The sequence below is a fragment of the Kocuria sp. LHG3120 genome (genome assembly GCF_049897445.1).
In the GTDB taxonomy this organism is placed as follows: domain Bacteria; phylum Actinomycetota; class Actinomycetes; order Actinomycetales; family Micrococcaceae; genus Kocuria; species Kocuria rosea.
This window is the reverse complement of record NZ_JAFCWG010000005.1, coordinates 87,356-104,765: the sequence shown is the minus strand read 5'-3', so window position 1 is coordinate 104,765 and position 17,410 is coordinate 87,356. Positions and strand designations below refer to the sequence as shown.

Sequence of the window (17,410 nt, the reverse complement as noted above, 5' to 3'; positions counted from 1 at the left end):
TGTTTTCGAAATATTAGTCTGATCCCAGACCCCGGCGCCTCCGGTTCCGCGGTGGGGTCCGTCGGTCGCCGCGGCTCCGACCTGCTCCTGCCGCTCGTGAAAGGCACGCCATGACCACCCCGGCCCCCACCGCGTCCCGTCCCGCCCCGTGGGCCGAGGCCCCCGGGTCCCCCGCACCCCCGCGGCGCTCCCGCTGGACCACGCTGCTGCGGATCCTGCTGCCGGCGCTGCTGATCGTCGGGTGGCTCGCGGTGGCCGGCGTGGGCGGGCCGTACTTCGGGAAGATCTCCGAGGTCTCGACCAACGACCAGTCCAGCTTCCTGCCCGAGTCCACCGAGTCCACGCAGGTCACCCGGCTGCTGGGCGAGTTCCGGGACTCGGAGACGATCCCCGCGATCGTCCTCCTCGCCCGGGAGGGCGGGCTGACCGCCGCCGACCGGGCGTGGGCGGAGGACGCCGCCGCGGCGGTGCAGGAGAGCGGCCTTGCCGAGGGGCAGACCTCGCCGCTGATCCCGTCCGAGGACGGGGAGGCCTTCCAGCTCGTCGTCCCCCTGCCCGACGGCGAGGTCGTCGACGACGTCGAGGCGCTCGCGGAACGGTTCGAGACGGACCGGCCGGAGGGCCTGCAGAGCTACGTGACGGGCCCCGCCGGGTTCACGGCCGATCTCGTGGCCGGTTTCGAGGGCATCGACGGGATCCTGCTGGGCGTGGCGCTGGCCGTGGTGTTCGTGATCCTCCTCGTGGTCTACCGCTCCCCCGTGCTGCCCGTCCTGGTGCTGCTGACCTCGGTCTTCGCCCTCAGCGCCGCCATCCTGGTCGTGTACTGGCTGGCGGCCAACGAGCTCGTGACCATCAGCGGCCAGGTGCAGGGCATCCTGTTCATCCTCGTGGTCGGCGCCGCCACCGACTACTCGCTGCTCTACACGGCCCGGTACCGGGACGCCCTCCTGCACCACCGGGGACGGGCGGACGCGACCCGGGCGGCCCTCAAGGGCTCGGTCGAGCCGATCGTCGCCTCCGGCGCCACCGTCATCGCGGGCCTGCTGTGCCTGTTGCTCTCGGACCTCGCCTCGAACAAGGCGCTGGGCCCGGTGGCCTCCGTCGGCATCGTGATGTCCGTCCTGGCGGCCCTGACCTTCCTGCCCGCGGTCCTCTACGCCACGGGACGGGGGGCCTTCTGGCCGTTCCGGCCCCGCTACGACGCCTCGGGCGCGGAGCGCGTGCGCGTGGTCGAGCACGGGGCCGGCACCCGCCCGACCGTCGAGGGGCGAGGCGTGTGGGCCTCGGTGGCCCGGTTCGTGGCCCGCGCCCCGCGGGCGATCTGGGTGGTGACCACTGTGGTGCTCCTCGCCCTCGCCGGGTTCAGCACCCAGTTCGAGGCCTCGGGCGTGGAGCAGAGCGAGCTCGTGCTCGGCGAGTCCCAGGCGCGGGACGGCCAGGAGGCCCTGGCCCAGCACTTCCCCGGCGGCTCCGGCAGCCCAGCGGTCCTGCTGGTCCCGACCCGTTCCCTGGACGCCGCGGTCGAGGCGGTCGAGGGCACGGAGGGCGTGGCCGGCGTCGTCGCCGTCGCCAACGACTCCCCGTCCGGCACCCTGCCCCTCGGGGAGGACGCCCCGCCCCCGGCCGGGCCCTTCGCCGGGGCCGAGCCGACGGAGGCCGAGGGCCTCTATCAGCTCCAGGCCACGCTGTCCGACGCCGCCGACTCCCCCGAGGCGGAGCAGACCGTCCGGGAGCTGCGCGAGAACCTGCGCGCGGCGGACGCGGAGATCCTCGTGGGCGGCACCACAGCGACGAACATCGACACCAACGAGACCTCGATCGCCGACCGCACGCTGATCATCCCGGTGATCCTCGTGGTCATCACCCTGATCCTCATGCTGCTGCTGCGCTCCGTCCTGGCCCCGGTGCTGCTGATCCTCACCACCGTGGTCTCGTTCTTCACGGCCCTGGGCGTCTCCGCCCTCGTGTTCAACAACGTCCTGGACCTGCCCGGTGCGGACCCCTCGGTCCCGCTCTTCGGCTTCGTCTTCCTCGTGGCGCTGGGCATCGACTACAACATCTTCCTGATGTCCCGGGTGCGGGAGGAGTCGCTGGTGCACGGCACCCGGGCTGGCATCCTCCGGGGTCTCACCCTCACCGGCGGGGTGATCACCTCGGCCGGCATCGTGCTCGCGGCCACGTTCGCGGCGCTGGCCGTCATCCCGATCATGTTCCTGGTGCAGCTGGCGTTCATCGTGGCGTTCGGCGTGCTCCTGGACGCGCTGATCGTCCGGTCGCTGCTGGTGCCGGCCCTGACCTACGACATCGGCCGGGCCATCTGGTGGCCCTTCCACCGGCGGATCGAGCCCTGAGACCCGGCGGGGCGCCCGGTGCCACGGCCGCGGGCGGCGTGTCAGGCGGCGTGGTGGTCCGTCCGCCGGGCCACGACCGGCACCCGTGCCGTGTCCGGACGAGCGTCCTCGGCGGGGCTCTCCTCGGCGGCGCGCCCCTGCTCGACGTCGTGCCACGCCGCGTCCTCCTGCTGCCAGCCGAAGCCGTAGGCGAGCGCGGGCACCAGGTGGTTGGCGAGACCGCACCCCACGGCCAGGCCCGCCCAGGCGACGGGGAACGAGGCGAGGACGTCGAGGGGGTAGTGCACGCCCAGGTAGAGCCGGGACAGCCCGACGAGCACGGCCGTGCCCAGTCCCGCGACGAGGACGGCGGAGGCGGACCTCGACCGGCGCATCGCGAGGCAGAACGCCGCCGCGATGGCCAGCGCGGCACCCGCGTGCCCGGAGGGGAAGGACGTGAGGCCGTCCACGAGGACGAGGGGTTCCGGGAACGCCGTGCTGTCCGGCCGGGGGCGGCCGACGGCGACCTTCACCATCCCGACCGCGGCCCAGCCGGAGAGCGCCGTGACGGCGAAGCCGGCGGCGTCCCAGGGCCGCCGGCGCGCCAGGGCGAGCCAGGCGGTGAGGGCGGCGATGATCGCGAACGCCCCCGGGGTGGAGAACGCGTGGTGCAGGACGAGCGCCAGCGCGTCCAGGACGCCGAGGCGCGCCGCGTCGAGCCGGTGCAGGACCTCGATCTCCTGTGCCGCGACTCCCGGGGAGTACACCAGCAGCCGCCCCACGGTCGCCGTGACGAGCACGACGATGAAGGGGACGACCACCCACTGGTGCAGCTGGGGGAGGGACCAGGTGGAGCGGGCCGGCCGGGGGGAAGAGTGCTGCGCCGGAATTGCCATGCCCACCACCATGACACACGCCACGTTCCGGGAGTCCCCGAACGCCCGGCCCGCAAGAGAGTTCGGGAAGAATTCCCCGAATCGGTACAGAGAATGACAAATCATGAAGCTTGGCGGCGGGAACGGTGCCGTCGGGGCCGCTGTGTGACGCTCCGCGTCCCCCGCGCGACACCGGCAACGCGATCAGCCGAAAAAGGCTGATGCTCGAACGAAGCCGCGCAGTTTCACGTGGAACGCCGGACATTTGCGGGAAGATCAAACCTTATTGGGCGTTCTCGAAGACGGACACCGCCACGACGGGCCTCCGCCACCCTCTTGCCATGCTTCTGCCACTTCCAGTCCCTGTCCCCTCATCGGGGGACAGCTCTTGACGTGGAACGGTCCGGATAGACTGGGCCGCCACTCCCACCCTGCCGCCCGACCCGCGAGGAGCCCCCGTGTTCAAGAAGGACAAGTCCCGCAGCCGCCGCCCGGCCGCCTCCCACGCCGAGGCCGTCCAGCACGTGGCGGAGGGCGGGGTCGCCATCTACTGGCGGCCCGGGTGCCCGTTCTGCGGCATGCTCGAGCGCGGACTCGGACCGGACGCCGAGCGCGCCATGTGGACCGACATCTGGGAGGACCGGGACGCCCTTGCCTTCGTGGAGTCCCTCAACGACGGCAACGCCACGGTGCCCACGGTGGTGACCCGCGACGAGCACTTCGTCGCGGCCTCCCCCGCCCAGGTCGCCGCCGCCAGAGGGCTGATCGCCGAGGCCGGCAAGGTCATCTGAGAGCAGGCGGGCGGAACCGCCGGCCCGCCCACCCCTGTCTTCGACCTGTGAACGCTGATTAGGATGACAGTCCTGTTCACGTTCACCGGTGAAAGAGGACGATGATGTCCGAGCCCGCGGGGTCCCCCGTTCCACCCGGTTCGCAGACGTCCCTGCGCAACGCCAACCAGCGCCGGGTGCTCGACGCGGTGCGCCGTGACGGGCACCTGACCCAGGCGCAGATCTCCCGTCGCACCGCACTGGCGCCCTCGACGGTGTCCAGCATCGTCCACCAGCTGATCGGCGCCGGCCTGCTCGTCATGGAGACGGACGGCGCCGGCCGCCGGGGTCAGCGCATCGGCTTCCGGGGCTCCGCCGGCCACGTGGTCGGCATCGACGTGGGACACCGCCACGTCACGGTGGCCGTCGCGGACCTGAACCAGAGGATCCTCGCCCAGCGGCGTCACGAGCTGCCCGCCGAGCACCGCTTCGCCGAGGACCTCGAGCTGGTCGACCGGACCCTCGACGCCCTCCTCCGGGAGCACGGCACGGCACGGTCCGGGCTGCTCGCCGCGGGCCTCACCCTCCCGGCCCCTGTGGACCTCGAGGGCCGGCTGGTCAGTGCGAGCGCGATCCTCCCGGCGTGGAGCGGGATCGACGTGCGCGAGGAGGCCGGCCGCCGGCTCGGACTGCCCGTCGTCGTCGAGAACGACGCCAACGCGGGTGCCCTGGGCGAGCACGCCTGGGGCGCCGGGCGCGGAGCGCAGCACATGGCCTACCTCAAGATCGGCCACGGCGTGGGCGCCGGTCTGATCCTCAACGGGTCCCTCTTCCGCGGCGCCACCGGGTCCGCCGGGGAGCTCGGCCACACGACCGTGGACGAGCACGGCCGGGTGTGCCGGTGCGGAAACCGCGGGTGCCTCGAGACCTACGTGTCCTCCGGGGACGTCACCGGCCTGCTGAGCGCCACGCACGGGACCGACTTGACCGTCCCCGAACTCGTGGCGGCGGCGCTCGCCGGCGACGTCGGCTGCGGGCGGGTCATCGGCGACACCGGCCGCCTGCTCGGCACGGCGGTGGCCAACCTGTGCAACACCATCAACCCGGAGCTCGTGGTCGTCGGCGGCGAGATCGCCCGGGCCGGCGAGCTGCTGCTCGGCCCGCTGCGCGAGGTCGTCTCCCGCCAGGGCGTCCGCGGCAGCGTCCGGGGCCTGCGGATCGAGACCGCCCTGCTGGGGATCGAGGCGCACGTGGCGGGCGCGGTGATCCTCGCCCTGCAGCACGCGGAGCTGCCCGTCGGGGCCCTTCCGGCAGGATGACGCGCCGGACGACACCTGTCTTCGACTAATGGACATTCAGCGCACTGAGTTTTAGTGTGGACCGCGTCACACGAACCCCACGGCGTCGGCGGGTGCGTCCGCCCCGGGGTGCGGCGGACGGCACGTCCCGAGCCCACGCCGCTTCCTCCACCAGCAGCCGATCTCCACCAGCAAGGGAGCTGTCCGATGAGCCAAGACGCCACGACCCCCAGGGTCGCGGAGCACCCGAACACCTCGGCGGTCCTCCGGATCACCATCGTCGCCGCCTTCGGCGGCTTCCTCTTCGGCTACGACTCCGCGGTCATCAACGGCGCGGTCTCGGCCATCCAGGAGGAGTTCGGGGTCGCTCCCGGACCGCTCGGCTTCGCCGTGGCCTCGGCCCTGCTCGGCGCCGCCGCAGGTGCGTTCTTCGGCGGCCGGGTCGCCGACGCCCTGGGCCGCGTCCCGGTGATGAAGATCGCCGCGGTCCTCTTCCTCGTCAGCGCGATCGGCTGCGGTGTGGTGGACAGCTTCGGCTGGCTGATCTTCTGGCGCGTCGTCGGGGGCATCGGCGTGGGTGTCGCCTCCGTCATCGCTCCCGCCTACATCGCCGAGGTCGCCCCGGCTTCCATCCGCGGCCGGCTCGGCTCGCTGCAGCAGATGGGCATCGTGCTCGGCATCTTCATCTCGCTGGCGGTGGACGCCTGGCTCGCCGCCATGGCCGGCGGCTCCACCCAGGAGCTGTGGCTCGGCCTGGAGGCCTGGCGGTGGATGTTCATGGCCGAGGCCATCCCGGCCATCGCCTATCTGATCGGCGCGTTCACGATCCCCGAGTCCCCCCGCTACCTGGTGGAGGACGGTCGCTCCGACGAGGCCGAGGCCGTGCTGGCCAATCTGCAGGGCTCCGCGTCGGCGGCCGAGCGGGTGCGCCTCATCAAGGAGACCCTCCGGATCGAGCACAAGCCCCGGCTGTCCGATCTGAAGGGACGGACGGCCGGTCTCAAGCCGATCGTGTGGGTGGGCATCGGCCTGGCCGCGCTGCAGCAGTTCGTGGGCATCAACGTGATCTTCTACTACTCGAACGTGCTCTGGCAGTCCGTGGGCTTCACCGAGGCCGACTCGTTCACCATCACGGTGATCACGTCCGTGGTCAACGTCGCCGTGACCATCGTGGCGATCGCGCTCGTCGAGAAGGTCGGCCGGCGCCGGCTCCTGCTCATCGGCTCGGCGGGCATGACCCTGTCCCTCGCCACCCTCGCCGTCCTGTTCGCCACGGCCGACGTGGTCGACGGCGCACCGGTGCTCGGCCCCACCGCCGGTCCCCTCGCCCTCGTGGCCGCCAACCTGTTCGTGGTCTTCTTCGGCGTCTCGTGGGGTCCCATGATGTGGGTCCTGCTGGGCGAGATGTTCCCGAACCGGATCCGCGGCGCCGCCCTGGCCGTGGCCGGATTCGTGCAGTGGATCGCCAACTGGCTGGTCACCGTGACCTTCCCGGCCCTGGCGGCCTTCTCCCTGGGCGTCGCGTACGGGCTCTACGCGTTCTTCGGGCTCGTCTCCCTGATCTTCACGATCAAGATGGTCCGCGAGACCACCGGCATCGAGCTCGAGGACATGCAGGACTGAGCACCGCGCAGGATCCACGACGGCGGCGGTGGTCGTCCCCTCCGGGGAGACCACCGCCGCCGTCGTCGTCGTGCCCGGGCCCGGGAGCGCACAGGGCACCGCGGGCGCTGTGCGTCCTTCTTTACTCCTCCGTGACCGCCAGGACACGGATCGCCGCCCGCATCGGGTATTTTCGGATGAACTGCGCCAGGCCCGGACCCCCGAGCCGGTTCCGGCCTGCCCAGCCCCACCGCTCCATTTTCAACGGCGAAAAGGACCCACGTTGACCCAGACCACTGCGGACCCCGCATCCCCCGCACAGACCACTGCCCGCAAGTCGGCGGGCCACGTCATCGTGGACACGCTCGTGGCGCACGGCGTGCAGCGCACCTACGTGGTGCCCGGCGAGTCCTACCTGGACGTGCTCGACGGTCTGCACCACTCGTCGATCGAGACGGTCGTCTGCCGCCACGAGGGCGGTGCGGCCTACATGGCCGAGGCCGACGGCAAGATGGGCCCCGTCCCGGGCGTGGCCATGGTGACCCGCGGCCCCGGCGCGGCCAACGCCCACGTGGGCCTGCACACCTCGTGGCAGGACTCCACCCCGATGGTGCTGTTCGTGGGCCTGATCCCGTTCGAGCACCGCGACAAGGAGGCGTTCCAGGAGTTCGACCCGCACGCGTGGTTCGACTCCGGGGCCAAGCGCGTGATGGTCCTCGACCACGCCGAGCGGGCCTCCGAGATCGTGGCCGAGGCGATGTTCGCCGCCAACTCCGGCCGCCCCGGCCCCGTGGTCGTGGGTCTGCCCGAGGACATCATCCGGGCCGAGATCGACGCGACCCTGCACCCGCCGATCCCCGTGGCCCACGGCGGGATGACGGTCAACGACTGGAAGGCGCTGCGCGACGCGCTCTCGACCGCGGAGAAGCCCCTGTTCGTGACCGGCGGCAACGACTGGACCGTCGAGGGTGCGGCCGGCCTCACGGACTGGCTCGAGGAGCACCACCTCCCGGCCGCGGCCGAGTGGCGCACCGAGGGCACCGTCCCGTTCGACTCGGACTCCTACGTGGGCCCGATCGGCTACGGCCGCCCGAAGGCGACCTTCGAGATGCTCGAGGAGACCGACCTGCTGGTCTTCGTGGGCACCGTCCCCGGCGACGTCATCACCAACGGGTTCCTGGTCCGCCAGGACTGGGAGAAGAAGAACTTCCTGGTCACCATCGACCCGTCCCTGCGCGGGCGCTCCGGGCCGGTGTCCTACCAGATCGTGGCCAAGCCCGACGTGTTCGTGCGCGACCTCGTGCGCATCGACCTGCCGGCCAAGCCGGCGTGGAAGGAGTGGACCGCCCGGCTGCGGGCGCAGCAGGTCGAGTTCTCCACCCCCGTGTCCACGGAGCCGTCCGGGGGCCGGGCCCGGATGGACACCATGATGGCCCACCTCGTGGCGGGTCTGCCCGACGACGCCATGTGCACCTTCGGCGCCGGGGAGCACACCAACTGGGCGCACCGCTACTTCCCCGCCAAGGGGTACGCGGCGATGATCTCCGCCCGCAACGGCTCCATGGGCTACTCGGTGCCCTCCGCCGTCGCGGCCTCTTTGCGCTACCCCGGCCGGCGGGTGGTGACCATCGCCGGTGACGGCGAGTTCCTGATGAACGGCCAGGAGCTGGCCACCGCCGCCCAGTACGGGGCCACGCCGCTGGTCATCGTGATGGACAACCAGGAGTACGGCACGATCCGCACCCACCAGGAGCGGGACTACCCGGACCGCGTCTCGGGCACCCAGCTCAAGAACCCCGACTTCGCCCTCATGGCCCAGGCCTTCGGCGGGTTCGGGGTGCGCGTGGAGACCGACGCCGAGATCCCCGGCGCGCTCGAGGCCGCCCTGAGGGCGATCGACGAGGAAGGGCAGTTCGCCCTGATCCACCTGATCGTGGAGCAGCGCGTCAAGGCCTACTGACCCGCGGGCCGTCCACCGCTCGTGCGGTGAGCGGAGCGGTGCCGCGTCCGGTCGGGACGCGGCACCGCCCCCGGTCCGCACGTCCCCGTCCCTGCGCCCTGTGGGGTGCAACGGCGGCGCTCAGCCGGCCAGCGGGTGCGCCAGCTCGTCCTCGCGCATCCGCCCGGCCCACAGGGCCACCAGCCCCAGCGCCGGGGTCAGCAGGGCCACGATCCAGAAGATCACCGGCAGGGGCACCACCTGGGCCACGGGTCCCGCGACCGCCATCGACACCGGCATGAGGGCGATCGAGACGAAGAAGTCGAGGCTCGAGACCCGCCCCAGCATGTGGCGCGGGACCCGGCGCTGCAGGAGAGTGCCCCACAGCACCATGCCCGCGCCGTCCCCGGCGCCCACGAAGGCCAGGCACAGCGCCATGACCCAGAACGAGTCGGTGGTCGCGACGAGACCGAAGGGCAGCGTCCCGAACCCCCACAGCACGATCATCCAGCTGAGGTAGCGCCGCGGCAGGGGCAGCGACGCGACCACCAGGGAGGCCACCGCGCTGGCCCCGCCGTAGCACGCCAGCAGGTAGCCGAACGTGGAGGCGTCCCCGCCCAGCCGGTCCCGGACCAGGAACGGGACGAGGACCTCCAGGGGACCCAGCAGCAGGAAGACCGCGAGCACCGCCCACAGCAGGGTCCACAGCAGCCACGGGGTCCGCACCGTGTAGCTCACGCCCTCCATGAGGTCCTGCCGCACGGACCGGAGGGCGCCCACCGCCTCCCGCGGCGGGGACGGCTCCCCCGCGCCTGGATCCGTGTCCGCGCCGGCGTCCGCGCCGGCGTCCGAATCGGCGTCGTGGCCGGGCACGTGCAGGCGCAGCAGCAGCACGAGCGCGGCGGCGTGGCAGAGCGCGATCAGGGCGAGCGCGCCGCCCGGGGCGACCAGCCCGATGAGCAGACCCGCCACGGCCGGTCCCGCCGCCTGCTGCAGCAGCGGGCGCGCCGTGCCCTCCACCCCGTTGGCCGCGAGCAGCTGCCGGGCGGGCAGGATCCGGGGCAGCGAGGCCGAGTAGGCCGGATAGAAGAAGCCGAGACCCGCGCCGAACACGAACGCCGCCGCGGCGAGGTGCCCCATGCCCAGCCCGTCCGCCAGGGCCAGGACGGCGAGCGTCCCCGCCGTCAGGAGGTTGGCGGTCTCGACGAGGCGCAGCACCCGGGCCAGGAGGAAGCGGTCGGCCGCGATCCCGCCCACGAGCACGAAGACGAGCATGCCGAGCGCGCCCACCGCAGTCACGGCCGAGAGGTCCACGGCCGTGCCGTCCAGCTGCAGGACCTGGTGCACGAGGGCCACCGCCCACATCCCGGCGCCGAAGACGCTGCTGAACATCGCGAAGGCGAGCACACGGTACCGGCCGAGCCGGAACGGCTCCAGCGCGCGGGGCAGGGGCATGCCCCCAGTGTCCCCCCGCGCGGGCCCCGGCGCACGGGCCGGTGCGGTGGTGGAGGCCGCGGATCCGTAGGACACTGGGGCGGTGCAGACCTTCCTCCCGTACCCGGACTTCGCCCGCTCGGCCCGCGTCCTCGACCGCAAGCGGCTCGGCAAGCAGCGGGTGGAGACCCTGCAGGTGCTGCGCGCGGCCACCGTGCCGGGCTACGGGTGGTACCGCCACCCGGCCACGGCGATGTGGGCCGGGCACGTGCCCGCCCTGGTCGCCTACGGCCGCGCGATGGTCGACGAGTGGACGGCCCGCGGCGGGGCCGACAGCACGGGGTGGCAGATCCGCGAGTTCGCCCCCGAGGCCTGGGACCGCGCCCCCGACGACGACGTGGCGCCGCCGCCGCCCTGGCTGGGCGACGAGGCGTTCCACCGCTCGCACCGGTCGAACCTGCTGCGCAAGGACGAGGAGCTCTACCGCGCGGTCTTCCCCGGCGACCCCGCCGGCCTGGACTACGTGTGGCCCGTGCCCGCGGAGGGCCGCACGCCACCCGCCGAGCCGCCGCACGGCCGGCGGGCGTGGGTCCTGGCGCCGGGCGCGCACGAGGCGGCGGGCGGCGCCGTCGTCGTGCCCTTCCGCGTCCCGGACGGCGTGCGGGAGAGCCACTGGGTGCAGGCGGTGGCCCGCGTCGAGGAGGAGCTGCGGGAGGGTGAGCCGGTGCTGCTGCTGCACGGGCCGCCCGGCCCGGAGCAGGTCGTGGAGCGGACGGTGCTGGGCGAGAACGTGCACCACGCCGTCGGCGGGTTCTCCCTCGAGCTCGAGCGCGGGGACCGGGTGCTGCGCCGCGACCTGCCCGCACCCGCCCGGCTGCAGTCCCCCCGCCCCGTCTTCGCGGTCCCCGCCGAGGCCGTCGGCGCCGATCCGGGCGCGCCGCGGGTTTAATCCGGCGTCACGCCCGTCCGCGGCACCAAACCGTGGGTAGCATGTCACCCACCGGCGCCCGGCGCGCCCGACCCCAGGAGGCGCGCATGCGAGCATCCCACGTCCCCACCACGGGCACCGTCACGGTCACCGACTGGCCCGATCCGCACGCCCGGGAACCCGGTCAGCTGGTGGTGCGCATGCTGCACGCCTCGATCTGCGGATCCGACCTGCACGCGGCCTTCCACGGGCTGCTCCACGCGGAGGGCCCGCGCCGCCCCGGCTACCCCGGCCACGAAGGGGTCGGCGTGGTGGTTGAGTCCCGCTCGGAGCGCGTCCCGGAGGGCACCCTGGTGCTGACGGTCCCCCAGGGCGAGATGGGCGGGTGCTTCGCGGAGCTCCAGCTGCTGGACGACCTGCACGTCGTGGAGCTGCCCGCCGGCACGGACCCGGGCGACTCCCTGCAGCTGCGGCGGCTCATGATGGCCCAGCAGTACGGCACGTGCCTCTACGCCATGCGCCAGTTCTGGCCCGTGGAGACGCCTGCCCGCCGGGCGCACACGTGCGTGGTGATGGGCGCGGGCTCCGCCGGGCTGTTCTTCGTGGAGGAGGCCCGCCGACTGGGCTTCGCGCACGTCGTCGCCTCCGACCTGGACACGGGCAGGCTCGAGGTCGCCCGCCGGCTGGGCGCCGTCCCCGTGCGGGTGCCGGAGGAGGACCTCGCCGCGGTCGTGGCCGAGGTCACCGGGGGCCGCGGCGCCGACCTCGTCATCGAGGCCGTGGGGCACGACGTGCTGCGCGACCAGGCCGTCGAGCTCGCGGCCGACCGGGGCATCGTCGGCTTCTTCGGCCTGCCGGAGCGGCACGGGCACACCGAGGTCCCGCTGTGGACGGCGTTCCGCAAGAACCTGCGGCTGCAGTGCTCCGTGGCGGCGCAGGCCGAGCCGGGGCTGACGTCCTTCCGCGAGGCCCTGCGGCGGATCTCCGAGGGCGAGATCGACGTGGAGCACTGTCTCGGGCCCGAGTTCCCCCTCGAGCGGATCGCGGAGGCCATGCAGCGGGCCGAGGAGCACCGGCCCGGGGACATCAAGCTGACGATCACCCCGTGACCGCCCCACCCCGCTCCGTCACCGGGTCCCCGGCCGGCGACCGTCCCGGGCCGGCGGCCCCCGCGCTGCCGTCCGTCACCGCCACGACCGGGAGCTCGCTCGCCGTGCAGGTGATGGCCGCGGTGCGCCGGGCGATCACGGCGGGCGAGATGGAGCCCGGGCGCCTCTACTCGGTGCAGCAGCTGGCCTCCGCCATGGACGTCTCCCGCAGCCCGGTGCGGGAGGGCCTGCTGCGGCTGGGCGAGGCCGGGCTGATCCGGTTCCACCGCAACCGCGGCTTCGAGATCGTCGAGGTCAGTCCCGACGACGTCGCCGAGATCTTCGCGGTGCGCACCGCCCTGGAGGTCCCGGCCGCCCGCCGGGCCGCACGTCTCGCGGCGCCCGAGGAGCTGGACCGGATCCGGGCCCGGTGGGAGGCGCTGCACGAGGCGGCCGGGACCGGGGACCTCGAGGCCACCGCCGAGGCGGACGAGGGACTGCACCGTGCGCTGCTGCTCGTCGCCGGCAACGCCCAGGCCGTCCAGCTCGTGGAGCGGCTGCGCACCACCACGTCCTTCCTGGGCGTCGCCGCCGCCACGTCGCGGCGGCCCGTCGGGGAGCTCGCGCGCGAGCACGACGCGCTGGTCCGGGCCGTGCTCGCCCGGGACGAGGCGGAGGCGGCACGCGCCATGCGCGAGCACCTCGCCTCCACCGCGCAGCGGCTCGTCGCCCAGGCCCTGCGCGCCCAGCGCACACCCGAGGAGCGCCTCGAGGAACTCACCGCGCAGGTCTGGGGCGCCGCCGCCGCCGGGTACTGAGAGCCCGGCGGGTGAGCCGCCGGAGGCCGGGGATCCCGGCCGGCGGCCCGGGGCCCCCGGTCGCGGAGCAGTCGAATGCCCCGGTCCGCCGACGGACCGGGGCATTCCGCACGGCTGCCCGGGGGTGCATCCGTGCTCGTCGGAGCGGGGTCGGGGGGCTCCCGCCGACCAGGGAGACGCTAGGCGGCCCGCGTGACGGTGCCGCCAACGGGAGGTGAACGCGAGGTGCTCAGCCCTCGCCGTCCCCGCCCTCCCGCGGGAGACGCACCTGGAAGCGGCACCGGCCCTCCGGGTCCTCGCCCGCGCCGATCGTCCCCCCGTGGGCCGCGACGATCTCCCGACTGATGGCCAGGCCCAGCCCGGATCCGCCCGTGTCCCGGGTCCGGGAGTCGTCGAGCCGCACGAACCGCTCGAAGACCCGTTCCCGGTCCTCCGGCGCGATGCGGTCGCCGTCGTTGACCACGGTCACGACCGCCTCGTCCCCCTCGGCCACCAGGGAGACGGCGATCCAGGTGTCCGCGTGCCGCTCCGCGTTGGAGAGCAGGTTGCGGACCACCTGCTGGAGCCGGCTGGCGTCCCCCCGGACCCGCACGGGGTCCACGTGCACGCGCACCTCGTGCCGCGAGGCCGGCCGCATCCGGGCGATCTCCTCCCGGACCACCTCGTCCAGGTCGGTGTCCGCGGTGCGCAGCCGCAGCCCGGCGTCGTCGACCTTGGCGAGGGTCAGGAGGTCCTCCACGAGCTGGCCCATCCGGCGGGACTGGGACCTCAGGACGGGGGCGACCTCGGACCACGTCGCCCCGGACGGGTCGGAGGCGGCCACCTCGATCGTGGTGGTGAGAGTGGCGAGCGGGCTGCGGAGCTCGTGGGAAGCGTCCGCCACGAACCGCCGCTGCGCCCGGTCGGAGGCCTGCAGCCGGTCCAGCATCCCGTTCATGGTCTCGGCGAGCGCCGCGATCTCGTCCCGGGTGGGGGGCACGTCGACCCGCTCCCCCAGGCGGGCCGTGCCGATGCGCCGGACCTGTCCGGTGATGCGGCGCACCGGGGCCAGGGAGCGGCCGACCAGGAACCACATGAGCGCGGCCCCGAGCAGCGCCAGCACCGGCCCGCCGACCAGCAGGAACAGGGACACGGTCTGGAGGGTGCCCTGCTGCAGCGCCATGGGCACGGCCACGGTGAGGGTCAGGGGCACGCCGTTGATGTACATGCCGTGAGCGACATACACGTGGTCGTCGGTCCTGAGCGCGGGCCCGTCCCCGGCCGCCGCGGAGTCGAAGGACCGCCCCGGCTCCAGGACCGGCACGGACAGGTCCGTGCCCAGCGCGCTGGCGGGGGACGCGGCCACCACCTGTCCGTCGGCGTCCTGGATTTGCACGATGACCCCCGGGCGGCCGAGCCGCAGCATCAGCTCGCCGAGCCCGGCCTGCGTGAACACGGCCGTCTCCCCCGCCGCGCCCCCGGCGCTGCGCGGACCCCACGGGAGCCCCAGGTCCTGGAGGATCTCCGTCTGCCGGGCCACGGCCTGGTCGTGGGCGGCCCCCACGGCCGCGCGGCTGAGGACCTCGAGCAGCACGGCGCCGGCCACGGCCATCACCAGGAGGATGAGCAGCGCCGCGGCGGCCGTGCTGCGCTCCCGCACGCCCCACCGGTCGAGGAGCCCCCTCCTGGCGGAGGTCACGACGCCGGCGCCCCGGGCTCGTCCGGGACCAGCCGGTAGCCCATGCCGCGGACCGTCTGCAGGGTGGAGAGGCCGAAGGGCGCGTCGATCTTCTTCCGGAGATAGCCTACGTAGACCTCGACGATGTTCTCGGAGCCCTCGAAGCCGGCGTCCCAGGCGTTGTCCATGATCTCCAGCTTCGAGACGACCTTCTCCGCGTTCTGCATCAGGTACTGGAGGATGACGTACTCCTTCGCGGTGAGCTCGAGCGCCGTCCCCCGGCGGGTCACGGTCCGGCGGACGGGATCGAGCTGCAGGGACCCGACCGTGAGCACCACGGGCCGCTCGGGCGCCCCCCGGCGGATGAGGGCGCGCAACCGCGCCACCAGCACGAGGAAGCTGAAGGGCTTGGTGAGGTAGTCGTCGGCGCCGAGGTCGAAGGCGTCGGTCTGGTCGTACTCGCCGTCCTTGGCGGTGAGCATCAGGACGGGGACCCAGTTCTCCGCGGCGCGCAGGTCCTCGAGCACCGCGTAGCCGTTCCTGCCGGGCAGCATCAGGTCCAGGACCACGACGTCGTAGGGGTTCTCGCCGGCCAGCCACCCCCCGGTGATGCCGTCGTGGGCGACGTCGACGACGAAGCCCTCGTTCGTGAGCCCGCGGCGCAGCGACTCCGCGAGGTCCACCTCGTCCTCCACCAGCAGCACGCGCACGTGTCCTCCCGTTCTCCTCCGTGGGCGCGGCGGGATCCGCACCCCTCCAGTCTTCCGCACGCCGCCTGAGGATCCGATGAGGACGGCATCCCGGCCGGCACGGTCGTGCCCCTTCTCCCCAACCGGTGCACAACGTTGTCCACAGGTGTGGAGAACTGTGTGCACAGCTCGCTCTCCACAGCGTTATTAACAGCTGTGGAAGCCGCCCCGGCCCTGTCCACACCGTTGCTCACAGGTGTGGAATTCCACCGGTGTAACTTGTCGACAGGTGGGGACAACCCCTGTGGAGAACACGGTCGTCCGCCGGCGCGCGAGTGCTCGGGGACGGGCTGCGGCCGGCGTCACCGGCGGCCGCCGGCACCCCGGCGCCGGCGGCTGGCGGCCGTGTAGCCGAAGGCGACGATGGCTCCCGTGACGAGTCCGCCGAGGTGCGCCTGCCAGGCGATGCCGGGGAAGAGGAAGCCGAAGACGACGTTCACGCCGATCAGCACCGCGATGGGCGTGATGGACTGCCCCAGGTGGCGCTGCAGCACGAACAGGGCGCCGAACAGGCCGAAGACGCCCCCGGACGCGCCGACCACGAGGCTGAGCGGGTGCGACAGGAGCAGGACGCCCACGGATCCGCCCAGGACGGAGAGCAGGAACAGCAGCAGGAACCGGCCGCGACCCAGCGCCGGCTCGAGCATCCGCCCGAACAGGTAGAGCATGTACATGTTCAGGATCAGGTGCAGCGGACTGGACATCGAGTGCAGGAAACCGCTCGTGAGCATCCGCCACGGCTCGGAGGTCGTGGTCACGGGGGCGTAGGCGAACATCTGCAGCAGGCTCACGCCCGCCGCCTGCCCGAGCCACTGCAGCGCGTAGACCACCGCGTTGACGCCGACGAGCCACCAGGTGACGAGCATCGGGGAGCCCTGGGCCGCGCGGCCGCCGAGGCTCGTGCGGACGGCGGGGCGCGAGCGCGTCGCCTCCTGCACGCAGTCGACGCAGTGGACGCCCACCGCGGCCGTGCGCTGGCACTCCGGGCACGTCGGCCGGCCGCACCGCTGGCACCGCACGTACGCCGGCCGGTCGGGGTGGCGCGGGCACACCGGGACGTCTCCCCCGGTGGACGCGCCGTACTGCGGTCGCTCGCCGCTCACTGGGACTCCTCCTGGGCCGCTTCTCCGCGGGCCCGGTTCGCTGGACGGGATGGACTGGGGCGGACGGGACGGCAACGGCGCAGGCCCGTCCGGATCGCTCCGGACGGGCCTGCGCCGCTGGTCCCCGTCCCGGCGGTGCCGGGACGGGGAGACTGCTCGGATCTAGAGCTGCTCGATGTCGATCGAGGTGACCACGCAGTCCTCGACCGGACGGTCCATGCCGCCGGTGCGGACGCTGTTCAGCTCGTCCACGACTTTCCGCGACGCGTCGTCGGCCACCTCGCCGAAGATGGTGTGCTTGCCCTGCAGCCAGGTGGTCGGGGCGGTGGTGATGAAGAACTGGGACCCGTTGGTGCCCTTGCCGTTGCGCTTGCCGGCGTTGGCCATCGCCAGGATGTAGGGCTCGTTGAAGTCGAGCTCGGGGTGGATCTCGTCGTCGAACTCGTAGCCCGGTCCGCCGATGCCCTGGCCCAGGGGGTCCCCGCCCTGGATCATGAAGTCCTTGATGATGCGGTGGAAGACCACGTCCTTGTAGAGGGGACCGGTCTGCTTCTCACCGGTGCGCGGGTCGCTCCACTCCTGGGTGCCGTCCGAGAGGCCGATGAAGTTCTTGACGGTCTTCGGGGCGTGGTTGCCGAACAGGTTCACGACGATGTCGCCGTGGTTCGTGTGGATGGTCGCCTTGGCGGTGGGGATGGCAGAAGTCATGCGCCCATTCTTGCACGGTCCCCGGAGGCCCTTCCCGGTGGGGCAGCGGGGTTCAGCGCACAGTGAAAAGGCCCGGGATTGCGCGGCGCACCCTCCTGCCCCGACGGCTCT

General features: G+C 73.1%; 14 protein-coding genes. 8 read left to right on the top strand and 6 right to left on the bottom strand.

What is annotated here, in order from left to right:
* Positions 1-110 precede the first annotated feature (110 nt).
* Positions 111-2,351: an MMPL family transporter gene (locus ACP7CD_RS11315; RefSeq protein ID WP_109268887.1), complete on the top strand. Its 2,241-nt coding sequence runs from the start codon at positions 111-113 to the stop codon at positions 2,349-2,351.
* A 41-nt stretch (positions 2,352-2,392) separates the two neighbouring features.
* On the opposite strand, the gene ACP7CD_RS11310 is transcribed toward ACP7CD_RS11315, so the two are convergent.
* Positions 2,393-3,226 carry a phosphatase PAP2 family protein gene (locus ACP7CD_RS11310; protein WP_244296610.1) on the bottom strand — a complete coding sequence of 278 codons (834 nt, stop codon included), beginning with the start codon at positions 3,224-3,226 and terminating at the stop codon, positions 2,393-2,395.
* A 437-nt stretch (positions 3,227-3,663) separates the two neighbouring features.
* Here ACP7CD_RS11310 and ACP7CD_RS11305 point away from each other — a divergent pair, with 437 nt between their 5' ends.
* The 4 genes from ACP7CD_RS11305 (at position 3,664) to ACP7CD_RS11290 (ending at position 8,835) form a co-directional block, all read left to right on the top strand.
* Positions 3,664-3,996, top strand: a complete 333-nt coding sequence (locus ACP7CD_RS11305) for a glutaredoxin domain-containing protein (protein ID WP_186374839.1) — start codon at positions 3,664-3,666, stop codon at positions 3,994-3,996.
* 104 nt (positions 3,997-4,100) lie between these two features.
* Complete coding sequence (locus ACP7CD_RS11300; protein WP_017835091.1) at positions 4,101-5,294, top strand: ROK family transcriptional regulator; 1,194 nt, start codon at positions 4,101-4,103, stop codon at positions 5,292-5,294.
* Positions 5,295-5,480: 186 nt separating this feature from the next.
* Complete coding sequence (locus ACP7CD_RS11295; protein ID WP_017835090.1) at positions 5,481-6,896, top strand: sugar porter family MFS transporter; 1,416 nt, start codon at positions 5,481-5,483, stop codon at positions 6,894-6,896.
* Positions 6,897-7,158: 262 nt separating this feature from the next.
* A complete protein-coding gene (locus ACP7CD_RS11290) occupies positions 7,159-8,835 on the top strand; it encodes a thiamine pyrophosphate-dependent enzyme (protein WP_095650034.1) in 1,677 nt (558 codons plus the stop codon).
* Positions 8,836-8,955: 120 nt separating this feature from the next.
* Here ACP7CD_RS11290 and ACP7CD_RS11285 read toward each other — a convergent pair whose 3' ends face one another.
* Positions 8,956-10,269: an MFS transporter gene (locus tag ACP7CD_RS11285; RefSeq protein WP_426120220.1), complete on the bottom strand. Its 1,314-nt coding sequence runs from the start codon at positions 10,267-10,269 to the stop codon at positions 8,956-8,958.
* A gap of 82 nt (positions 10,270-10,351) precedes the next feature.
* Between ACP7CD_RS11285 and ACP7CD_RS11280 the strand changes: the two genes are divergently transcribed.
* The 3 genes from ACP7CD_RS11280 to ACP7CD_RS11270 all read left to right on the top strand — a co-directional run bounded on the left by ACP7CD_RS11280 (position 10,352) and on the right by ACP7CD_RS11270 (position 13,082).
* Positions 10,352-11,197, top strand: a complete 846-nt coding sequence (locus ACP7CD_RS11280) for an MSMEG_6728 family protein (RefSeq protein ID WP_017835087.1) — start codon at positions 10,352-10,354, stop codon at positions 11,195-11,197.
* A gap of 86 nt (positions 11,198-11,283) precedes the next feature.
* The gene (locus ACP7CD_RS11275; protein WP_017835086.1) at positions 11,284-12,285 is read left to right on the top strand and encodes a zinc-binding dehydrogenase; all 1,002 of its coding nucleotides are present in this window, start codon (positions 11,284-11,286) and stop codon (positions 12,283-12,285) included.
* Positions 12,282-13,082, top strand: a complete 801-nt coding sequence (locus ACP7CD_RS11270; protein WP_426120219.1) for a GntR family transcriptional regulator — start codon at positions 12,282-12,284, stop codon at positions 13,080-13,082. The genes ACP7CD_RS11275 and ACP7CD_RS11270 overlap by 4 nt, the downstream gene beginning before the upstream one ends.
* 229 nt (positions 13,083-13,311) lie before the next feature.
* On the opposite strand, the gene ACP7CD_RS11265 is transcribed toward ACP7CD_RS11270, so the two are convergent.
* From ACP7CD_RS11265 to ACP7CD_RS11250, 4 genes are all read right to left on the bottom strand, one after another.
* Entirely contained in the window at positions 13,312-14,760 is a 1,449-nt protein-coding gene (locus ACP7CD_RS11265; RefSeq protein WP_426120218.1) for an ATP-binding protein, read from the bottom strand.
* Entirely contained in the window at positions 14,757-15,449 is a 693-nt protein-coding gene (locus ACP7CD_RS11260) for a response regulator transcription factor (protein WP_095650038.1), read from the bottom strand. Before ACP7CD_RS11260 ends, ACP7CD_RS11265 begins: the two co-directional genes overlap by 4 nt.
* A gap of 341 nt (positions 15,450-15,790) precedes the next feature.
* Positions 15,791-16,591 carry a rhomboid family intramembrane serine protease gene (locus tag ACP7CD_RS11255; protein WP_136341119.1) on the bottom strand — a complete coding sequence of 267 codons (801 nt, stop codon included), beginning with the start codon at positions 16,589-16,591 and terminating at the stop codon, positions 15,791-15,793.
* 162 nt (positions 16,592-16,753) lie between these two features.
* Positions 16,754-17,299 carry a peptidylprolyl isomerase gene (locus ACP7CD_RS11250; RefSeq protein WP_017835081.1) on the bottom strand — a complete coding sequence of 182 codons (546 nt, stop codon included), beginning with the start codon at positions 17,297-17,299 and terminating at the stop codon, positions 16,754-16,756.
* Positions 17,300-17,410: the final 111 nt, after the last annotated feature.